Origin of the sequence: Bacteroides sp. A1C1 (genome assembly GCF_004328515.1) — a bacterium.
In the GTDB taxonomy this organism is placed as follows: Bacteria; Bacteroidota; Bacteroidia; order Bacteroidales; family Bacteroidaceae; genus Bacteroides; species Bacteroides uniformis.
This window is the reverse complement of the sequence record NZ_CP036491.1, coordinates 2,855,320-2,875,579: the sequence shown is the minus strand read 5'-3', so window position 1 is coordinate 2,875,579 and position 20,260 is coordinate 2,855,320. Positions and strand designations below refer to the sequence as shown.

Here is a 20,260-nt window from a genome sequence, read left to right as displayed (position 1 = left end):
TTTGTGGCATAAACTCCTAACTCTTTAACTGATTATGTTTGCTGACTTGTTAAACTCCTCCTATTTCGCGCTCTTTCTTATTGTGGCTTTAGGCTTCATGTTGGGAAGAATCAAGATTAAAGGGCTTTCACTCGACGTCTCCGCTGTCATCTTCATTGCCCTGCTGTTCGGACACTTCGGCGTCATCATCCCCAAAGAGTTAGGCAACTTCGGACTGGTGCTGTTTATCTTCACCATCGGTATCCAGGCCGGTCCCGGATTCTTCGACTCCTTCCGGAGCAAGGGCAAGACACTTATCGTCATCACCCTGCTCATCATCTGTTCTGCCGCCCTCACAGCCGTAGGATTGAAGTACGCTTTCGATATAGACACACCCAGCGTGGTCGGTCTCATAGCCGGCGCGCTGACCAGTACGCCGGGACTCGCCGTAGCCATCGACAGCACCCACTCTCCGCTAGCCTCCATCGCCTACGGTATCGCCTATCCCTTCGGTGTCATCGGCGTCATCCTCTTCGTCAAGCTGCTGCCCCGCATTATGCGCATCGACCTCGACAAGGAGGCGCGCCGACTGGAGAAGGAACGCCGCAGCCAGTTCCCGGAACTGACAACCTGCCTGTTCCGTGTAACCAACCCCGCCGTCTTCGACCGGAGCCTGATGCAAATCAATGCGCGCGCCATGACCGGAGCTGTCATCTCACGCCATAAGCACAATGAGCAGATAGCCATCCCCACCGCCCAGACCATACTTCACGAGGGAGACTACATACAAGCCGTGGGCAGCGAAGAGGCCTTGAACCAGCTCGCCGTCCTCGTGGGCCAGCGCGAAGAAGGCGAACTGCCACTCGTAGACATGCAGGAGATTGAATCTCTACTGCTCACCAAGAAGGACATGATAAACAAACAACTGGGCGACCTCAACCTGATGAAGAACTTCGGCTGTACCGTCACCCGCGTCCGCCGAAGCGGTATCGACCTCTCCCCCTCGCCAGATCTGGCACTGAAGTTCGGCGACAAGCTGATGGTGGTAGGCGAGAAAGACGGTATTAAAGGCGTGGCACGCCTACTGGGCAACGACAACAAGCAACTGTCCGACACCGACTTCTTTCCCATCGCCCTGGGTATCGTGCTGGGCGTGCTCTTCGGCAAGCTGAACATCTCCTTCTCGGACAGTCTGTCGTTCTCACCGGGACTGACGGGAGGCATCCTCATGGTGGCCCTCTTCCTCAGTGCCATCGGAAAGACCGGTCCCATTCTGTGGTCTATGTCCGGCCCAGCCAACCAACTGCTGCGCCAGCTGGGACTGCTGCTCTTCCTGGCCGAAGTGGGAACCTCGGCAGGACGGAACCTGGTAGCCACATTCCAGGAAAGCGGCTGGCTCTTGTTCGGCGTAGGTGCCGCCATCACGCTGGTACCCATGCTGGTGGCCGTCATCGTCGGACTGTTCGTATTCAAGATAAACATTCTCGACCTGCTGGGCACCATCACCGGTGGCATGACCAGCACGCCCGGCCTTGCCGCCGCCGACTCCATGACGGACAGCAACATACCGAGCGTAGCCTATGCCACGGTATATCCCATTGCAATGGTATTCCTCATTCTGATAATCCAGGTGATATCCTCTGCAGTCTACTGATATATGAAAACTTACAACCGAACAGAAGCTATCGCCCGCATGAACGCACTGGCCGGAGACAATGTGCCCTTCCTCTTCATCGTAGACTACGCACAAGAGCAGTCGCACGTAGAGCCCCTCGACCTGATAAATCCCGCCACTTGCCTTTTCCAATTCCCGAAGGCAGGCAACGTGGGGGTAGCTGCAACAGCCGCCCGATACGCCGGTCTTATTCAGTGGGACATCACTCCCCCTTCCCCCGCCGCATACAAACACTCGTTTGACCTCGTGAAGCAAAATCTACTGGCGGGCAACAGCTACTTGACAAACCTCACCTGCCGGGTGCCCGTCAGCACCAATCTGACAATGGACGAAATATTCCTCCACTCCGAAGCCTTGTACAAGCTGTGGCTGAAAGACCGATTCGTCTGCTTCTCCCCCGAAATCTTTGTCCGCATAGAGAAGGGCAAGATAAAGTCCTTCCCCATGAAAGGCACCATCGACGCTACCCTGCCTGATGCGGAACAGCTTTTGATGCAGGATGCCAAAGAGGCCGCCGAGCACGCCACCATCGTCGACCTGATACGCAACGACCTAAGTATGGTATCAGAGCACGTAGAGGTAACCTCCTACCGATACATAGACCGCCTGCAAACCAACAAAGGCCCCATCCTCCAGACCAGCTCCGAAATATGCGGGACCCTCCCCGAAGATTATACCGCACACATCGGCGACATCCTCTTCCGCCTGCTTCCCGCCGGTTCCATCACCGGTGCCCCCAAGCCCAAAACCGTGGAAATCATTGCCGAAGCCGAAGATTACGAACGGGGCTTCTACACCGGCATCATGGGGCATTATGCCGATGGACAGCTGGACAGCGCAGTCATGATACGCTTCATCGAGCAGGAAAACGGCCGGCTCCATTTCAAGGCAGGAGGCGGCATCACCGCCAAAAGCCGGTGGGAAAGCGAATACAACGAAGTAATACAGAAAATATATGTGCCTATTTATTGAAACCATACGCATCGACCACGGAAAAGCCTGCAACCTTTCCCGCCACAATCGGAGGCTGAACGATACCCGCGCCCACTTCTGGCCGGAAAGTACACCGCTACAACTGCGTGACCATCTGTCGTCTCTCAGCTGCGAGGCAGGTATCGTCAAGGCACGCGTAGTGTATGGTGAGAAAGGTATTGAAGATGTCAGCTACTCCCCCTACGCCGTGCGGCACGTGCATTCGCTGGCACTGATACAGGCAGACCACATCGACTACACCTACAAAAGCACCGGACGCGAACCGCTGAACTGCCTCTTTGCCCTGCGCGGCGCATGCGACGACATTCTGATTGTGAAACAAGGCCTGCTGACAGACACCTCCATCGCCAACATCGCCCTTTCCGACGGTACCCACTGGTACACGCCGGCACATCCCCTGCTGAAAGGGACCAAACGGGCAGCCTTGCTGGAAGAAGGAATCTTGCAGGAAAAAGATATCAGACCGGAAGACTTGCCTTCATTCTCTACTGTCAGGCTGTTCAATGCCATGATTGACTGGGGAGAACTGGAACTCCCCGTACGGAACATCACCCCGTAGAGCCTCTACTCGTGCATATCGTTGAGATGTATCTCCAAAGACTTCACCGATATATATATTTCGTACACCGATATGGCCAGCGAAATAATCAGCAATATCAGCGCCAAACCGAAGATATAGGCCGAAAGCAGATGGAGACGGATATAGACAAAGAACATGCTGACCACGCACAGCAGCAGGCTGCCGATGCCCGCCACCTGCATGGCACGCGTCAGGTAGAGCCGCTTCCTCAGGTTGGCAATCTGCGCCGCCTTCACCGAAGACGGGTTCTCCATGTACTGTTCCTTCAAGGTGCGCACCAGTTGGGCATAGGACAAGAAACGGTTGGTATAGGCCAGCATAATCAGCGATATGGCCGAAAACAGCAAGGCGGGGGTGGTTAAATCTATTTCCATAAGAATGATGCTTAATTATATCTATCCGTCCCGATAGCAGGACTTACCTCCGCAAAGATAAACGAAAGATTGAAACCACAGAAACAAGTTTCCTTTTTTCCATTTCCCAAAGATTTATCCTACTTTTGCAGTGACAATAAAAAAACTCCTTACCACCGTAACTTAACAAATACGACCATGCGATATACCGTTTCCGCTCCTGCCTCACTGCACGCAGCCATACAGCTCCCGGCATCCAAAAGTATCAGTAACCGGGCACTCATCCTCCACTCCCTTGCCCACGGCAATATCCTGCCCCGCAATCTGAGCGATTGTGACGACACCATAGTGATGACTCGCGCCCTCGACGGAAATCCCGGACATATAGATATCCTTGCCGCCGGCACCGCCATGCGTTTCCTCACCGCCTACCTCAGCGTAACTCCTGGCACCCGAATCATCACCGGTACGCAACGCATGCAGCAACGCCCCATCCGCATACTGGTAGACGCCCTGCGAGAGCTCGGCGCCCGCATAGAATACGTCGGAAACGAAGGGTTCCCTCCCTTGCGCATCACCGGAACAGAACTGACCGGCAGCGAAATATCCCTCGCCGGCAATGTCAGCTCACAATACATATCCGCCCTGCTGATGATTGGTACCGTCCTTCCCAAAGGCCTGCGCCTGCACTTGACGGGTGACATCATCTCCCGCCCCTACATCAACCTGACCCTGCAACTGATGCGCGACTTCGGCGCCCAAGCCGACTGGGTCTCCGAAGATTGCATCACCGTCAGCCCCGGCGGATACACGGATACCCCTTTCACCGTAGAAAGCGATTGGAGCGCCGCCTCTTACTGGTATCAGATGATGGCAATAGAAGGAATTAAAAATGAAAAAATAAAAGGGGGAGACAGAAGTAGCGCAAAAGAAAGTGAAGACAGCACGAAGGAAGAAGCGTACACGGCAGAAATCGAACTACTCGGTCTCTTCGCCCACAGCTATCAAGGCGACAGCCGCGGCGCGGAAGTCTTTACCCGCCTCGGCGTCCATACCGAATATACAGACCGGGGAGTAAAACTGACCCGGAAGGGTACTCCCGCCACCCGTCTCGACGAAGACATGGTGGACATCCCGGACCTGGCGCAGACCTTTGTCGTCACCTGCTGCTTGATGGACATCCCTTTCCGCTTCACCGGACTGCAAAGCCTCAAAATAAAGGAGACCGACCGTATCACCGCCCTCATTACGGAACTGCGTAAACTGGGTTACGTCGTGCGCTCCGAGCAAGACAGCATCTTGTTGTGGGATGGCGAACGCTGCCCGGCAGACGCTGACCCCGTCATCGCCACCTACGAAGACCACCGTATGGCCATGGCATTTGCCCCCGCCTGCCTTGTACTGCCCCAAATACGGATAAATGAACCACAGGTCGTTACCAAATCTTACCCTGCTTACTGGGAAGACTTGCAAAAGGCGGGATTTAAAGTCTGCCAAGATGCAATGCAATCTTAGAATAAAGCTTTTATTCTTAGAAATACAGCCTTTATTCTTAAGAATATAACCTTTATTCTTAGGAATAAAGGATACATTCTAAGATTAGGATGCATCCAAAGTAGTTTTATACTGCGTTCCAGGCAAGTAATGCCTGCGTCGGGTGGAAGTAATCTGCCTACCTGCAATCTGACTCATTATTTTGTCGTGTACAAAACAATGTGTATCTTTGTCCGTTCTATTAATGGAACATGTTTTTCAAGAAAAGGAAGCCCATGTGGATATTGATTATTAGCCTGATTGTCCTTGCCCTCGTGGCAGCCACAGCCGGAATTATACGCAACCGGAAACTGCAGAAGAAGATAGACCGCGGCGAACTGGACGCCATGCCCGAAGTGCAGGAAGTGGATTCCGAATGCTGCGGACAGCATGAAATCTGCGAACGTGACAGCTTACTGGCAGCCGTCAGCAAACAAATTGAATATTACGATGACGAGGAACTGGACAAATACATCGGCACCGCTCCCGATGCCTATACTCCCGAGCAGGAAGACGAGTTCCGCGACGTGTTCTACACCATGCAAGACACGGACGTAGCCGGATGGGTACGCAGCCTGCAACTGCGCGGCATAGCCCTGCCGGAGAATATCAAGGATGAAGTATTCCTCATTATCGGCGAACGTCGTCTCACCCCCCATTCCTAACACTCCACATCCAACTTTTAATTTGTAATTCTTAATTTTTAATTGAATAAATGGAGCTACTGCAATACACCTTTTTCCAACATGCCCTCATCGGCAGTCTGCTGGCAAGCATTGCTTGCGGGCTGATAGGCACATACATCGTCACCCGGAGACTGGTGTTCATCAGCGGCGGATTGACGCATGCCTCCTTCGGCGGTATCGGTCTGGGATTGTATACCGGCATTTCTCCCATTCTGTCGGCAGCCTTGTTTGCAGTTTTGTCCGCTTTCGGTGTAGAGTGGCTCAGCAAACGAAAGGATATGCGGGAAGACTCCGCTATTGCCGTATTCTGGACATTGGGCATGGCACTGGGCATCATGTTCACTTTCCTTTCGCCGGGATTCGCACCCGACTTGTCCGCCTATCTCTTCGGCAACATTCTCACGATTACCTGGAGCGACATCGCTCTATTGGGCGGGCTTGCCCTGCTGCTGATACTGTTTTTCGCGCTGTATCTCCATCCCATCATCTACGTGGCTTTCGACCGGGAGTTTGCTCGCTCGCAAGGTATTCCGGTGCAGGTATTCGAATATGTACTGATGATGTTCATTGCGCTGACCATCGTGGCATGCTTGCGCATGGTGGGCATCGTGCTGGTCATTTCACTGCTCACCGTTCCGCAGATGACCGCCAACTTGTTCTCGCACCGGTTCCACCGCATCATCTGGCTTTCCATCGGCATCGGTTACCTCAGTTGCCTGGGCGGGCTGATGATTTCTTTCTACTTGAATGTCCCCTCGGGTGCATCCATCATATTCTTTTCCATCATTATCTATGCCATTTGCAAGACGGGAAAAAGTTTTTGGCTATATTTGCAACGCTAAATCAAAAGACACAATGGAAATCAAAATTCAGTCATTAGACCAGATTCACGAAGCCGCCCGCCAGTTCATCGCTGAAATGGGTGACAATACCGTCTTCGCCCTCTATGGAAAAATGGGGGCGGGCAAGACGACTTTCATCAAAGCCGTTTGCGAGGAATTGGGCGTTTCCGACGTCATCACCTCCCCTACCTTCGCCATTGTCAACGAATACCGTTCCGACACTGCCGGCGAACTGATTTACCATTTTGACTTCTACCGCATCAAGAAACTGGAAGAAGTGTATGACATGGGGTACGAAGATTACTTCTACAGCGGCGCCCTCTGCTTCATAGAATGGCCGGAGCTGGTAGAGGAGCTCTTGCCGGGTAACACCATTAAGGTCACCATCGAAGAAGTGGAGAACGGAGAGCGGAAAGTCACGTTAGAGAGCTTTGAATAAGGCATGCTTTTCCCCCGCTTTAATTTTTAATTCTTAATTGTTATTTCTGATGAGCCAATACATCGTTCAAGGAATTTTTGCCGTCGCGGGCATCACCGCCTTGCTGGCAGCCATATTGGACTGGAACTGGTTCTTTACTGCCCGAAACACCCAGTTTATCGTACAAAATGTAGGGCGGCGACAAGCCCGCCTGTTCTACGGTGTATTGGGTGTCATCCTCATCGGCACGTCCATCTTCTTTTTTCTGAATACGCCACCGGTTACATAAAAACAAAAAATCGCGGATGAAGCCATGCTCATCCGCGATTTTCCTATACTTTTGATACAGACTATTCTTCGTCCAAAGATTCCGTATATTCCATCTCACCTTGTACGATGAAAAGGATTTCTTCCGGATCATAGTCACCCATCTCATCCTTATGGGCTTCCTTGACAATATAGTCCACGATTTTCCCCAAATCAATTTCGATGTACCCATCCGCATCCGGCTGTGCATCAAGGATGCCGCTCTCGGAATAGTACTCGTCAATCAAATCGAGAAAATAATAGAACTCGTCGTCAGAGAACTTCTCTTTCAACTCCTGCGGCAAATAATTCTTGATGTACTCGATGGTCTTTTCATCATCGACATCATTCTGCAAAAAATCGTCTTCCATTCCCATACTTACTATTGCTTAAAGGGTTAATGTTATTGACTATTTGACGATTTACTATTTACTATTTAGCTGCGCCATGATGCCGAAAGGGTAAATCGTAAATCGTCAAATAGTACCTTATAATATCGCTTCTATCTTGGCCACGTAAGCAGATTTCGGAGCAGAACCTACCTGCTTGTCCACCAGCTCTCCATTCTTGAAGAACAAGACTGTAGGGATGTTGCGTATACCATATTCGGCAGCCACATCACCGTTCTCATCCACGTCACATTTGCCAATAATCACCTTTCCTTCATATTCAGTAGCCAATTCATCGATGATTGGTCCCACCATCTTACAAGGGCCGCACCAAGGTGCCCAGAAATCCATAACGACCGGCTTTCCCTCTGCCAGGATTTCTTGAAAATTGCTGTCTGTAATTTCTAAAGCCATTTCTTTTAATATTAAATGTCAACTATAATTATTAATTTACTGTCAATTGCGTTTTATCAACCTTCGCTTTCGAAGCAAAGATAGTGCAAACCGAATGCAAAACAAAATGAACTTGTTCATTTTTTATGCCGAGGTGCAGCCTATCTTCGTTTTCCAACAAAGATAACTAATTAATCCTGAACTCAAGGTCCGGACGCTCTTTTAAATAAGTAATCAGTTCACGCCCCACGGAAAGCTTCACGGGACGGGAAATCAAATCGACCGTCATCTTGCTATCCTCATCTCTGACTTTGAAATAAAGCTCCGTACTGCCCGGACGTTCCTTGGTCAGTTCTGCCAGTTCAGTTATCAAAGCCTTGTTCAGCACACTCAGCGGAATGAGAATGGTTATCTTCTCAATCAGTTTCTCCTTGACGTCAGGCAACAGTTCCATGGAGGTTATCTTCAGCTCCAACTCATCCTGCCGCCATTGCTTGGGCTGGCAACGGGCTTTGATGAACAAGAAGGTACGTTCACCCAGATACCCCTGATAGGTCACCCAATCATTTCCGAAGAAAGGAAGCTCTGCCGAACCGGAATAGTCTTCAATCTTGGCTATGCCGTAAGGATTTCCATTTTTGCTGATACCGCGACGCACGGCGGTCACGATGCCACCCATTGTTATTTCGCGTCCCACAAGTGCCGTCTTATCTTCCAGCTCTGTCATGTGAGTGTTGCAAACATGCTCCAGAACTACGGAATACTCATCCAACGGGTGTGCGGACAGATAGATACCTACCAAATCGCGCTCCCGGTTCAAACGGTCGAGGTCGCTCCAACGTTCCGCTACCGGTATTTCCGGAGTGGCGATATCCACCACATTCTCACCGCCGAACAAGGAGTTTGCAGCCGCAGCCTGGTCGGCCTGGTAACGGTTACCATACCGCACCAAGGTTTCGAGGAAGACCTCGTTCTTGGAATTTACGGCAAAATACTGCTCTCGCTTCAGCTCCGGGAAGCTGTCGAACCCGCCCGCCAAAGCAAGACATTCCAGATTCTTCTTGTTGCAGGCTGTCAGATTGACACGCTGCACAAAATCAAATATACCCTTGAAAGGACCATTCTTCTCGCGTTCCTCCATGATGCTCTGCACAGCACCCTCGCCTACCCCTTTCACCGCGCCAAGACCAAAACGGATATTGCCTTCCTTGTTCACGGTGAACTTCAGGTTACTTTCATTCACATCCGGCCCCAATGTATTGATGCCCATTGCCTTGCATTCATCCATCAGTTTGGTTATATCGGTAATATTCGCCAAACTTCGGCTCATGACCGCCGCCATGTATTCGGCCGGATAGTTGGCCTTGAGGAAAGCCGTCTGATAGGCCACCCACGAATAGCAAGTGGCATGTGACTTGTTGAAGGCATAGGACGCAAACTTTTCCCAGTCGGCCCAGATTTTCTCAAGCACTTTCGGGTCGTGGCCGTTCTTTTGTCCACCCGAAATGAATTTCGGCTTCATGTGGTCCAGCTTGTCACGCAGTTTCTTACCCATCGCCTTACGCAAGGCATCGGACTCACCACGGGTGAAGTCCGCCAGCAAACGCGACAGAAGCATGACCTGCTCCTGGTAGACCGTAATGCCGTAGGTATCCTTCAGATACTTCTCCATGATGGGGATGTCATACTCGATGGGCTTGCGTCCCCACTTACGGTCGATGAAGTCGGGGATATAATCCATAGGACCCGGACGGTAGAGGGCATTCATGGCAATCAAATCCTCGAAAGTGCTCGGTTGCAACTCACGCAGATATTTCTGCATACCGGCCGATTCAAACTGGAACGTACCGATGGTGCGGCCGTCGCAATAGAGTTTATAGGTAGCAGGGTCGGAAATGGATATCTTGTCGATGTCGAGTTCCAAGCCGCGGTGCAGACGTACATTGGCAACGGCTTCCTTAATGATGGACAAGGTTTTCAGTCCGAGGAAGTCCATCTTGATAAGTCCCGTATCTTCGATGACGGAACCTTCGTATTGGGTAACGAGCATCTTCTCGCCCGTCTCCTTATCATCCGCCGTGCTGACGGGTACCCAATCCGTGATGTCGTCACGGCAAATAATAGTACCGCAGGCATGCACACCCGTACCGCGTACATTACCTTCCAGCATCTTGGCATATTTCATCGTATCGCGCACCAGGGGATCGGGCGAAGCCTCCGCAGCCTGCAATTCGGGCACGTAGGCAATGGCATTGGGCAGGTTGAGTTTCTTGTCGGGAATCTTATCCGGCACGAGCTTGCACAGACGGTCCGATTCGCTCAAAGGCAGTTTCTGCACGCGCGCCACGTCCTTGATGGCCATCTTGGTCGCCATCGTGCCATATGTAATGATGTGCGCCACCTTCTCTTGCCCGTACTTCTCCGTCACCCAGCGGAGCACTTCTCCACGCCCGTCATCATCGAAGTCCACATCGATATCAGGCAAAGAGATACGGTCGGGATTCAAGAAACGCTCGAACAGAAGGTCGTATTGAATCGGGTCTATTTTCGTGATGCCCAAGCAATAGGCCACCGCCGAGCCGGCAGCCGAACCACGTCCCGGTCCTACCGAAACGCCCAGCTGTGTGCGGGCGGCATTGATAAAGTCCTGCACAATCAAGAAGTATCCGGGGAAACCCATCGTCTTCATGATGTACAGCTCAAAGACCAGACGTTCCTTCACCTCGTCGGACAAGGGATCACCGTACAGCTTCTTGGCACCGTCGAATGCCAACTTTGCCAGATAGTCGGCTTCCAGCTTGATACGGTACAGTTTGTCGTAGCCCCCCAGACGCTTTATCTTGGCATTGGCGGCATCCTCATCCAGCACCACCTTGCCGTTTTCATCCTGGGTAAACTCATCAAATAAGTCCTTTTCGGTATATTTCTGCCGATAGCCCTCTTCCGTTCCAAAATCTTCCGGAATAGCAAACGTAGGCATAATAGGAGCATGGTCGATGGAATAATATTCCACCTTGTCCAAAATCTCCAAGGTATTGGACAAGGCTTCGGGAATATCCTCAAACAAGGCGTTCATCTCAGCCTTTGTCTTCATCCATTCCTGCTTGGTATAGAGCATTCGGGTAGGGTCATCCAGGTCTTTACCCGTGCTCAGACAAATCAGGCGGTCGTGCGCTTCCGCATTCTCTTCATCCACAAAGTGGACGTCATTAGAGCAGATAACCTTAATGTCATATTTCCGGGCAAGCTCCAGCAACTTGGCATTCGCCTTCTGCTGAAGCGGATAGGCTTCGTGGTTGGCACGGGGAACAGTGGCTTTATGGCGCTGAAGCTCCAGGTAGTAATCATCGCCAAACAGATTCTTATACCAGCGTACAGCTTCTTCCGCCTCTTCCAGCTGGTCATTGATAATCTTCTTAGGGACCTCGCCACCGATACAAGCCGAGCAGACAATCAGCCCCTCATGATACTTTTCCAGTTCACTGCGGTCTGTACGCGGACGCATATAGTATCCCCTTGTCCAGGCATGCGATACAAGTTTTATCAGATTGTGATACCCCTTCTCATTCTTCGCCAGCACAATCAGGTGATAGCCACTCTGGTCCGGCTTCCCCTCCTTCTTATCCATGGTTCGGCGAGCCACATACATTTCACAGCCTACAATCGGCTTGAACAACTTGCTTTCCGCTTCTGCCATCTTGGCACGGCAACCGGCAATCTCCGCTTCCTTGTCTTCACACTCTATCTCACCGCTTTCAATACCGGCAATCCTTTTCTTGAGGTCCTTTATCTCCCCCTTCGGCCCGCTGTTCTTCTTGTTGACATAGTTGGTGAACTCCTTGATACCGAACATATTTCCATGGTCAGTCACGGCAATGCCTTTCATACCATCCTTCATGGCCTTGTCAACCAACCTGCTGACACTTGCCTGGCCATCCAGAAGAGAGTATTGGGTATGGACATGTAAATGAACAAAATCTTGCATATATATCCTTTCTATTCAGAGCCTAAAATTACAACCTCTATCACAGCTAACAAAAATATTTCCCAAAAAGTTATCAACATACACATTTCTCTCTCCAAATCCTTGTTAGATTTTCAAAATAAGCCTATTTTTGCAGATAATTTCTATCTAAATTAGCAAATACGATATACATGGGTCGATTAAAAAGATTAAAAAAGATACGCATACACCGTGAAGGAACACATACATTGGCAGGCAGCCTGGCCTTGATTCTGGCTGTCAACACTGCCCTTTACTTCGGATTGGAATGCAAAGTTCCTTTTTACGTAGTAGCGGTCATCAGCCTCATAGTATATGGCATACTCGTGAACTTCTTCCGCTGCCCCATCCGTTTGTTCGGACAAGAAACGGAGAAAGTCGTGGTAGCTCCTGCCGACGGTAAAATCGTAGTGGTGGAAGAAGTGGAGGAAAACGAATACTTCCACGACCGCCGTATCATGGTATCTATATTCATGAGTCTGGTTAATGTACACGCCAACTGGTATCCGGTAGACGGTACGGTAAAGAAGGTGTGGCACCAAAACGGAAAGTTCATGAAAGCCTGGCTGCCCAAAGCCAGCACCGACAACGAGCGTTCCACCGTAGTAATAGAAACCCCGGAAGGCGTGGAGATTATGGCACGACAGATAGCCGGAGCCATGGCGCGCCGCATCGTAACCTATGCCGAACCGGGCGAGGAATGCTATATTGACGAACATATGGGTTTCATCAAATTCGGCTCCCGCGTGGATGTCTTTCTGCCGTTGGGCACCGAAGTATTCGTTAAACTAGGACAACTGACTACTGGCAATCAGACAGTGATAGCCAAACTTAAATAATAAAAGAACAACAATGGCAAACTGCATTACCCGCCATATTCCAAATACTCTGACCTGCCTGAACCTATTCTCCGGGTGTATTGCTTGTGTCATGGCATTCGAAGCCAGATATGAATGGGCACTCGCTTTCATTATTTTCAGTGCCGTATTCGATTTCTTCGACGGCATGATGGCACGTGCACTGGACGCACACTCCATTATCGGCAAGGATTTGGATTCTCTGGCAGATGATGTCAGTTTCGGAGTGGCCCCTTCCCTGATTGTATTTTCCTTGTTCAAGGAAATGGACTATTCGGGCGCAATGGAAAGCTTGGCCGGTGTTTTCCCCTATCTCGCATTTCTTTTGTCCGTATTCTCTGCACTGCGGCTTGCCAAGTTCAACAACGATACCCGCCAGACGAGCTCTTTCGTAGGACTTCCCGTCCCGGCAAACGCCTTGTTCTGGGCTTCATTGGTGACGGGCGCTCACGACTGGCTGGTGAGCGGCAGCTTCCATCCGGTTTATCTGTTGCTGCTGGTCTACCTTTTCTCATGGCTACTTGTATCGGAGATTCCAATGTTCTCACTCAAATTCAAGAATCTGTCATGGAAAGACAATAAAACAAGCTTCATTTTCCTGCTTGTCTGCATTCCGTTCCTCATCTTCTTGGGAATCTGCAGCTTTGCTGCAATTATCGTGTGGTATATACTACTTTCGCTTATTACAAGGAAAAGTAAATAAACAAATTTTTGGCACGGTTGTTGTATTGAAGTTCGCAGAAAACGAACACATAAAAAGACATTAGCCCATGTTTCATATTTTAGGATTTTTATTCATCATCATAATTGCCATTCTGCTCATTGGCCTCAGCATTATCGGTACTGTCATCCGGAACATATTCGGATTGGGCGGACGCCGTACTTCCTCCAACTCCGGTCCCTACCAAAAAGGAAATGGTAACTACCAGCCGGGAGGGTACTCCTACAATGATAATAGACAATCGTCTGAAGAGGTACAAGCTGAAGAAGGTGAAATACGCCCCCGCCACAAGAAACTGTTCTCCAAAGACGAGGGAGAGTATGTGGATTTTGAAGAAATCAAAGAGTAGGGATTAGGGATAAAGGATTAGAGATTATTTGCGCTTGGCGGCAAAGAACTCTTTCATCAGGGCGGCACATTCATCTGCCAGAATTCCTTTTACCACTTGTGTTTTGGGATGCAATGCCTGCGAGGCATAGCGCTGATACCCTCTTTTCTCATCTTCAGCACCAAAGACCAGACGTCCCATCTGCGCCCAGGCAATGGCACCGGCACACATCACGCAGGGTTCCACTGTGACATAGAGAGTACATTCATTCAGATATTTGCCGCCAAGGGATGCAGCGGCAGCGGTAATGGCTTGCATCTCGGCATGGGCGGTGACATCTGTCAAGGTCTCCGTCAGATTATGGGCACGAGCTATGATACGGTCCTTGCAAACCACAACCGCACCTACAGGAACTTCTCCCCGTTCACCTGCCTTCTGCGCTTCCTGAAGTGCCTGCTTCATATAATAGCTATCGTCCAACGCCATCCCCTTTTAATTGTTAATTTCTAATTTTTAATGCTCATCTCCTCATGTCGTGCTCACCGAACAAAGTAGGATAATCCTCTTCCATATTCTTATGGATAAACATGAGAATAGTCTCCCGCAGCCAACGCGACTTGTTCGTTATCTTGTATTTCTCCAGATAACGATCCACAATCCGCTGCTCTTCCTCGCTCATCAGGCATACCATGCGCTGCTCGCGCTTCGGTTCTTCGGGCGTTGCTTTCGCACACGTTTTATCTCTCTTTCTCATATTTCCTGCAAAATTACTTTTACTTCTGTAAAAACAAAACGAACCTACGTAATTTTTATATCAGAAACGCTTAAATGGCACTGAAATATTTTTTTGACCGATAAACTTAAAGAATTTCTTAAAAACATTTTAATTTAATAATTAAAAACGTATTTTTGGAGAGTTCTAAATTTAAAAGGTATGAAACATGTAAATTATCTCAGCTTCTTTCTACTCGCGTTGTTCAGTATAAGTTTTATCTCATGTAGTGACGATGACGATAATAAGCTTAATACCGGCATAACCAATCAAAGTTGGACAGAGGGAAAATCCCTGGAGATCAGCCAGGATAATGACTTGTCTGTAAGCTTCAATGCTGCAGCTAAATGGGTAGCTTCCGTCACCTCTGGAGCGGATTGGTGCAAACTGAATACGACCTCGGGCACAAAAGGACAAAGTACCTTGAAATTATCTGTAAGTACAAGTTCCACCACCGACCGGACAGCCAGAATCTCCATTAATATAGACGGCTATTCTCCTGCAAGTTTTGAAGTTACACAAAAAGGGACCAGTGCTCCCCAAACCACTGAAGATATGGAGATTAACGCTAAAGTTGATGAATATCTGAGAGAAATGTATCTCTGGAACGATGAATACAAAACATTGAATCTTGACCATAACAAAGGCTATGAAGACTTCTTCTATGATGCATTGGGAAGTATGACTACTAATACTTTGGATAAAAAGGCCACTGCGGATGGAAAATATACTCTCTTTTCATACATACAGAAAAAAAATCCCATCGGTTCAACCCGTTCCACTCAATGGGTAAAAAAAGAACAAACTTACAGTTTCGGCATTACCGGAGCAGACGTTCGAGCAATTGGAAGCGAAGATAATTACACTATCTACTTCTTTGTACAAGGTGTTTACCCCAATTCACCGGCAGCACGGGCAGGTATTAAACGAGGTTCCTCAATCATGCAAATAAACGGAGAGAAAGTTAACCATGAGTAATTATTGGCAACATTACCTAGATTTACTGATACCAGCTTCGGCTTTCAGCCTGAAAATTACAGAGGAAAAGACAGAGGGAGGAACCCAAGAAAAAGACATATCTTCCGAAGCCATGTACTGCAATCCTATTCTTTTCAGTAAAGTGACAACAGAAGAAGAAACCCCAGGGCACAGAATTGGCTATCTTGTTTATTCTGGATTTGAGGCCGGATTTGACCAAGAATTATTCGATGTATTCAAAGAATTCAAAAGTCAGAATATCACGGACCTAATTTTGGATTTACGTTACAATGGAGGTGGCCACGTTATATCAGCCAACCTAATAGCAACTTGTATAGCCGGCGCAAAATCTGAAGGCAAAGTGTTCACAAGCCTGAGATATAATAAAGAAAGAATGAAAAAACGCAATGATAAACGTGAGGAAGAATTGTTTGCATATTCCAACTATGAGAATCTGGCTACGTCTCTATCAGCAGGTGCCTTAAACCTTCAGCACGTCTATTGTATCGTAGGTAACGGAACAGCATCAGCCAGTGAACTTGTCATCAATTCTCTAAAGGGAATAGATGTAGAAGTAACACTTATAGGTAAAAGAACTACCGGTAAAAATGTAGGTATGGAACCAGTAGAATATACCATAAGAAATAACGTCTACGAAGTGGTTCCCATCACCTTCCAAAGCTATAATGCCAAAGGAGTTGGAGATTATGAAAATGGGTTCACACCTGACATCGAAATAGATGAAAACGACCCTTACGGCAGAGGAGACGGATATTACATATACAGAGACTATGGTTCGGATAAAGAGTTCCTATATGCCCGTGCCATCCAGGAAATCACCGGTCAGGCTCCGGCACCCACAACACGCAGTGCAGAACCCCTGATGAGAGGCAAAGCCTTGAAGGTCCCTGCCATCTACCGACGAGGACATGAAGGCATGATTAAGTTGCCGGAATAATGGCAATACACAATATTCTTGGAAAAGCCGGTGAAGACGCCGCTGCCAAATATTTGGAACAGAACGGTTACACCATACGTGACCGTAACTGGCGGAAGAATCACCTTGAGCTGGATATTGTAGCCGACAAAGATAAGGAACTGATTATTGTGGAAGTGAAAACCCGTAGCAATACGGACTACATCGAGCCGCAGAATGCCGTGAACTGGCAGAAAATACGACGTATTGTCGTAGCGGCCGATGCCTATATCAAGCACTTCTGTTTGGATGCACCCGTCCGCTTCGACATCATAACTGCTGTAGGCGAACCGGGAGCATTCAGGATAGAGCACATGAAGGATGCCTTCTATCCACCCATATTTTGATAATTGACAATTGATAAGTGAGAGTTATTTCAATCGTAAATCGTAGATTATAAATTGTAAACCGTAAATACCATCATGGACATAGAAACCGCCCGCGAATATTGCCTCAGCAAAAAGGCCGTCACGGAATGCCTTCCGTTCGACGAATACTCGCTCGTGATGAAAGTCATGGATAAAATGTTTGCACTTATCGACCTGGAAAGCGCCAACAAGATTTGTCTGAAATGCGACCCCGAATATGCACTCGAACTGCGGGAGCACTATGCTGCCATCGAAGGTGCCTATCACTTCAACAAAAAGTACTGGAACCAGGTGTTCCTTGACGGTGACGTCGACGACAAACTGTTGAAGCAACTGATAGACCACTCTATGGAAGAAGTATTGAAGAAGTTCACCAAAAAAAATGCGTACCGAATATGAAGCCCTGCCCTGACACATTCCCGTTCCCGCTGGTAGCATTGGACGAAACGGCATCGACCAACCAATACCTCAGCCAGCTTTGCAACCAGTTGCAAGAATCCGTTGCCGAACTAACAACCGTGACTGCCGAGTTCCAAACCGCCGGTAAAGGCCAGCGCGGCAACACCTGGGAAGCTGAAGAAGGCAAGAACCTGCTTTTCAGCTTTGTACTCTACCCTTCTTTTCTGGAAGCCCGCCGACAGTTCATCCTTTCACAAATCGTTTCCCTCGCCATTAAGGAAGAACTGAGCAGATGGTCTGATGAAATCACCATCAAATGGCCGAACGACATTTATTGGAAAGACAAGAAAATCTGCGGTATACTGATAGAGAACGACCTTTCCGGACATCATATCAGGCGCAGCATTGCCGGAATCGGCATCAACATCAACCAGGAAGTCTTCAACAGTGATGCTCCCAACCCCGTCTCACTGAAACAAATCACCGGAAAGGAGCACGACCGTTATGAAATCCTTGCCCATATCCTGAGACGTGTACAAATCTACTACAACAGCCTCCAAATGGAGGACTTCGCCGTCTACTCCGACGAGATATCCACACGGTATGCCCGCTCCCTTTTCCGTCGCCGGGGATTGCACCCTTATGAAGATGCCAACGGCAAGTTCCTTGCCCGGTTGCTGCGTGTAGAGCAAGACGGACGGTTCGTGCTGGAGGATGAAGGAGGAAGTGAACGGGAATATCTGTTCAAGGAAGTGCAATACATTCTGTAAAGGAGATTCATCCCTATCACAAAGTTTATTTTGAAATTCATCTGTCACGCTATCACGTCACAAGGGAGGAACCATCTATGCCAAACAAGTTGCCTATCGCAAACTTTTGGAACTCACCATCGAACAAGCGACACAGACGGAAACCATCCACCGGATGCACTTCCCTCTACAACTATCAACTGCGTGAAAAAGAGAACAACCGGCTGAAAGCGACAACTTAGAGTTGCTCAACCACATCTTGCAACAAAAAGCGATAGAAAACGAGCAAGAGCAGGAGGGCCAAGAGTATCTGCTTGGTTCCAATATATAGCAGAAACTATAAGAACGGGCAAACTTCGCTCGTGGCGAGGCATACATCACCCCTGAAGAATGGGAAATACTGAAAGAACTGATGTCTCCTGTCTGCCCCAACTTCTTTGAAAAGCTGCATTCACTGCACAATCCCAACGAAAACGAACTGCACGTATGTATGCTTATCAAGCTCCAATTCCGCCAAACAGACATCGCACGGTTGATGCACCCAAGCCGGAAAGCATTTCTTCCATCCGAAGACGACTTTATCAGAAAGTGACCGGAGAAAAAGGGACACCGGAAATGTGAGAATGAAAATTATGAAATTTCTTTAGCTCTACTTTCTTTTGTTTTGATTACAAAAGTAACAAAATATGCTGGCAAAAAGTGAATTTGTTCTTTTTGCCAGCATCACTTAATTGGTATCTAAAATTCTTAAACGATAGAACCTTCTATGTATAACAACCATTAACTAAAGAGTGAAAAGGCTCCAATAGACCCAACGACGAACACAGCGACAATCACCCATATAAATGAGATAATGAAACCTGCAATGGCGCAGCCGCGCGGACTTTTGAATAAGCCGATGAAACTAAAAAGCGCACCGAGGAACCAGATAATCCACCCAAGAATAGGTATCCACCCAAGAAAGATTCCAAGAATGGCGAATACCAGCCCAGTAGTGCCGATACCATTGGATTGCTTACCTGGAACATTTACGTAAACCGACTGTTGCGTAGCATTTGTGTTCTGCTGGAACGGCTGCTGGGCTGTTTGAGGTTGAACCTGAGGTTGTCCTGCTTGCAGGACTGCATTACAATGAGGGCAGGTGGTAGCTTTGTCCGAAACCTGCTTTCCACAATGGGAACAAAAAATGAGTGCCATAATACAAAATATATTAGCGTTAATAAATAAAAAACTATTCTAGGTGAGTATGTTGTTTGGAAACATACAGCACAAGTCCCTTATAATCAACCTTATAAAAGTCTCCTACTTCTCCTAAATAAGGAAACCGTTCACCTTTCTCCGGGTGACGGTTGGTTCCGTCAGCCCACTTGTATGTTTCTGCATCCGACGATGGTGCATACCGTAAACGTAGGTTGACACCATCAATCACTACTTGCCGCGAAGTACCTACGACAGATTCCAATGTGTTGGTCTTATCCTTAAAATAATCGGTCGTATAATAAAATATACCGAAACTTACTAACAGCACCAATACAATACCACCAATAAACCAATATAAAGCCCTACTCCTTGGGGGAAGGGAAAGTTCCTGCTCTTCAACCTCTATAGGAGATGCTGTCTGTGTAATGGATACCGGAGGGATAGATGAAGCGGCAATCGGCGTAGCTGGTACAACGGGACATCCGCATTACGGACAAACGTATACGGAATCAGCCAGCTCAGCACCACATTCATGGCAATGGCGATTTTTCGTGGCAGATATGGGGCACCCGCATGTGGGGCACGATGTTACACCGTTAGGGATTTCAGTTCCACATTCACTACAAACAATAAACTGTTCCTCTTCTGCACAACGTTCACTGATGTTACCACACTTCGGACAGAAACATTCCTTTTGATAAGCATCATGTTCAAATATGTGTTGGCATGAAGTACACTTGAATTTCATTTTCGTACTCATAA

The 20,260-nt window shown here is 48.5% G+C and carries 25 protein-coding genes and 1 pseudogene; 17 read left to right on the top strand and 9 right to left on the bottom strand.

What is annotated here, in order from left to right; translation table 11 throughout:
• Positions 1-34 precede the first annotated feature (34 nt).
• The 3 genes from EYA81_RS11600 to EYA81_RS11590 are packed head-to-tail and all read left to right on the top strand — an operon-like array spanning position 35 to position 3,206.
• Entirely contained in the window at positions 35-1,633 is a 1,599-nt protein-coding gene (locus EYA81_RS11600; RefSeq protein WP_117599288.1) for an aspartate:alanine exchanger family transporter, read from the top strand.
• Positions 1,634-1,636: 3 nt separating this feature from the next.
• Complete coding sequence (locus tag EYA81_RS11595; RefSeq protein ID WP_129643829.1) at positions 1,637-2,626, top strand: aminodeoxychorismate synthase component I; 990 nt, start codon at positions 1,637-1,639, stop codon at positions 2,624-2,626.
• The gene (locus EYA81_RS11590; protein WP_131225774.1) at positions 2,610-3,206 is read left to right on the top strand and encodes an aminotransferase class IV family protein; all 597 of its coding nucleotides are present in this window, start codon (positions 2,610-2,612) and stop codon (positions 3,204-3,206) included. The genes EYA81_RS11595 and EYA81_RS11590 overlap by 17 nt, the downstream gene beginning before the upstream one ends.
• A gap of 5 nt (positions 3,207-3,211) precedes the next feature.
• Here the strand turns inward: EYA81_RS11590 and EYA81_RS11585 are convergent, their stop codons facing one another.
• Entirely contained in the window at positions 3,212-3,601 is a 390-nt protein-coding gene (locus tag EYA81_RS11585) for a DUF2721 domain-containing protein (RefSeq protein WP_005824170.1), read from the bottom strand.
• 177 nt (positions 3,602-3,778) lie between these two features.
• Here EYA81_RS11585 and EYA81_RS11580 point away from each other — a divergent pair, with 177 nt between their 5' ends.
• The 5 genes from EYA81_RS11580 (at position 3,779) to EYA81_RS11560 (ending at position 7,348) form a co-directional block, all read left to right on the top strand.
• Positions 3,779-5,095 carry a 3-phosphoshikimate 1-carboxyvinyltransferase gene (locus EYA81_RS11580; protein ID WP_131225772.1) on the top strand — a complete coding sequence of 439 codons (1,317 nt, stop codon included), beginning with the start codon at positions 3,779-3,781 and terminating at the stop codon, positions 5,093-5,095.
• A 254-nt stretch (positions 5,096-5,349) separates the two neighbouring features.
• The gene (locus EYA81_RS11575) at positions 5,350-5,778 is read left to right on the top strand and encodes a hypothetical protein (protein WP_055288493.1); all 429 of its coding nucleotides are present in this window, start codon (positions 5,350-5,352) and stop codon (positions 5,776-5,778) included.
• Positions 5,779-5,828: 50 nt separating this feature from the next.
• Positions 5,829-6,641, top strand: coding sequence for a metal ABC transporter permease (locus EYA81_RS11570; protein WP_016274158.1), 813 nt, complete (start codon positions 5,829-5,831; stop codon positions 6,639-6,641).
• Positions 6,642-6,654: 13 nt separating this feature from the next.
• On the top strand, positions 6,655-7,080 hold the full coding sequence (tsaE, locus tag EYA81_RS11565) for a tRNA (adenosine(37)-N6)-threonylcarbamoyltransferase complex ATPase subunit type 1 TsaE (protein ID WP_117703512.1): 426 nt from the start codon (positions 6,655-6,657) through the stop codon (positions 7,078-7,080).
• A 49-nt stretch (positions 7,081-7,129) separates the two neighbouring features.
• Positions 7,130-7,348, top strand: a complete 219-nt coding sequence (locus EYA81_RS11560; RefSeq protein ID WP_081027348.1) for an immunity 17 family protein — start codon at positions 7,130-7,132, stop codon at positions 7,346-7,348.
• Positions 7,349-7,409: 61 nt separating this feature from the next.
• Here EYA81_RS11560 and EYA81_RS11555 read toward each other — a convergent pair whose 3' ends face one another.
• The 3 genes from EYA81_RS11555 to dnaE all read right to left on the bottom strand — a co-directional run bounded on the left by EYA81_RS11555 (position 7,410) and on the right by dnaE (position 12,132).
• Positions 7,410-7,742: a hypothetical protein gene (locus EYA81_RS11555; protein ID WP_005824189.1), complete on the bottom strand. Its 333-nt coding sequence runs from the start codon at positions 7,740-7,742 to the stop codon at positions 7,410-7,412.
• A 111-nt stretch (positions 7,743-7,853) separates the two neighbouring features.
• A complete protein-coding gene (gene trxA, locus EYA81_RS11550; RefSeq protein WP_005824191.1) occupies positions 7,854-8,168 on the bottom strand; it encodes a thioredoxin in 315 nt (104 codons plus the stop codon).
• Positions 8,169-8,334: 166 nt separating this feature from the next.
• The gene (gene dnaE, locus EYA81_RS11545) at positions 8,335-12,132 is read right to left on the bottom strand and encodes a DNA polymerase III subunit alpha (RefSeq protein ID WP_131225771.1); all 3,798 of its coding nucleotides are present in this window, start codon (positions 12,130-12,132) and stop codon (positions 8,335-8,337) included.
• Between the two features lie 170 nt (positions 12,133-12,302).
• Here dnaE and EYA81_RS11540 point away from each other — a divergent pair, with 170 nt between their 5' ends.
• The 3 genes from EYA81_RS11540 (at position 12,303) to EYA81_RS11530 (ending at position 14,077) form a co-directional block, all read left to right on the top strand.
• Positions 12,303-12,989, top strand: coding sequence for a phosphatidylserine decarboxylase family protein (locus EYA81_RS11540; RefSeq protein ID WP_117599283.1), 687 nt, complete (start codon positions 12,303-12,305; stop codon positions 12,987-12,989).
• A gap of 13 nt (positions 12,990-13,002) precedes the next feature.
• Entirely contained in the window at positions 13,003-13,710 is a 708-nt protein-coding gene (gene pssA, locus EYA81_RS11535; RefSeq protein WP_131225769.1) for a CDP-diacylglycerol--serine O-phosphatidyltransferase, read from the top strand.
• Between the two features lie 67 nt (positions 13,711-13,777).
• Positions 13,778-14,077: a DUF4834 family protein gene (locus EYA81_RS11530; protein ID WP_016274162.1), complete on the top strand. Its 300-nt coding sequence runs from the start codon at positions 13,778-13,780 to the stop codon at positions 14,075-14,077.
• A gap of 24 nt (positions 14,078-14,101) precedes the next feature.
• Here the strand turns inward: EYA81_RS11530 and EYA81_RS11525 are convergent, their stop codons facing one another.
• Both EYA81_RS11525 and EYA81_RS11520 read right to left on the bottom strand, forming a co-directional pair.
• Positions 14,102-14,536 (bottom strand): nucleoside deaminase, encoded by a 435-nt coding sequence (locus tag EYA81_RS11525; RefSeq protein WP_117599445.1) that lies wholly within the window; start codon positions 14,534-14,536, stop codon positions 14,102-14,104.
• A gap of 40 nt (positions 14,537-14,576) precedes the next feature.
• Complete coding sequence (locus EYA81_RS11520) at positions 14,577-14,810, bottom strand: hypothetical protein (protein ID WP_005824205.1); 234 nt, start codon at positions 14,808-14,810, stop codon at positions 14,577-14,579.
• A gap of 180 nt (positions 14,811-14,990) precedes the next feature.
• On the opposite strand from EYA81_RS11520, the gene EYA81_RS19665 reads away from it, so the two are divergent.
• The 6 genes and pseudogenes from EYA81_RS19665 to EYA81_RS11495 all read left to right on the top strand — a co-directional run bounded on the left by EYA81_RS19665 (position 14,991) and on the right by EYA81_RS11495 (position 18,890).
• On the top strand, positions 14,991-15,806 hold the full coding sequence (locus tag EYA81_RS19665) for a BACON domain-containing protein (protein WP_242672383.1): 816 nt from the start codon (positions 14,991-14,993) through the stop codon (positions 15,804-15,806).
• Entirely contained in the window at positions 15,799-16,764 is a 966-nt protein-coding gene (locus EYA81_RS19660; protein ID WP_370293102.1) for a S41 family peptidase, read from the top strand. The genes EYA81_RS19665 and EYA81_RS19660 overlap by 8 nt, the downstream gene beginning before the upstream one ends.
• Positions 16,764-17,129, top strand: a complete 366-nt coding sequence (locus EYA81_RS11510; RefSeq protein ID WP_117599281.1) for a YraN family protein — start codon at positions 16,764-16,766, stop codon at positions 17,127-17,129. Before EYA81_RS19660 ends, EYA81_RS11510 begins: the two co-directional genes overlap by 1 nt.
• 75 nt (positions 17,130-17,204) lie before the next feature.
• Positions 17,205-17,562 (top strand): annotated as a pseudogene (locus EYA81_RS11505) (MmcQ/YjbR family DNA-binding protein).
• A complete protein-coding gene (locus EYA81_RS11500; RefSeq protein WP_005835105.1) occupies positions 17,546-18,319 on the top strand; it encodes a biotin--[acetyl-CoA-carboxylase] ligase in 774 nt (257 codons plus the stop codon). Before EYA81_RS11505 ends, EYA81_RS11500 begins: the two are co-directional and overlap by 17 nt.
• A gap of 391 nt (positions 18,320-18,710) precedes the next feature.
• Positions 18,711-18,890 (top strand): hypothetical protein, encoded by a 180-nt coding sequence (locus EYA81_RS11495; protein WP_117599280.1) that lies wholly within the window; start codon positions 18,711-18,713, stop codon positions 18,888-18,890.
• Between the two features lie 188 nt (positions 18,891-19,078).
• On the opposite strand, the gene EYA81_RS11490 is transcribed toward EYA81_RS11495, so the two are convergent.
• The 3 genes from EYA81_RS11490 to EYA81_RS11480 all read right to left on the bottom strand — a co-directional run bounded on the left by EYA81_RS11490 (position 19,079) and on the right by EYA81_RS11480 (position 20,258).
• A complete protein-coding gene (locus tag EYA81_RS11490; RefSeq protein WP_117599279.1) occupies positions 19,079-19,495 on the bottom strand; it encodes a zinc ribbon domain-containing protein in 417 nt (138 codons plus the stop codon).
• Between the two features lie 34 nt (positions 19,496-19,529).
• Entirely contained in the window at positions 19,530-19,829 is a 300-nt protein-coding gene (locus EYA81_RS11485) for a hypothetical protein (protein WP_131225765.1), read from the bottom strand.
• Between the two features lie 156 nt (positions 19,830-19,985).
• Positions 19,986-20,258, bottom strand: a complete 273-nt coding sequence (locus EYA81_RS11480; protein WP_131225763.1) for a zinc ribbon domain-containing protein — start codon at positions 20,256-20,258, stop codon at positions 19,986-19,988.
• Positions 20,259-20,260: the final 2 nt, after the last annotated feature.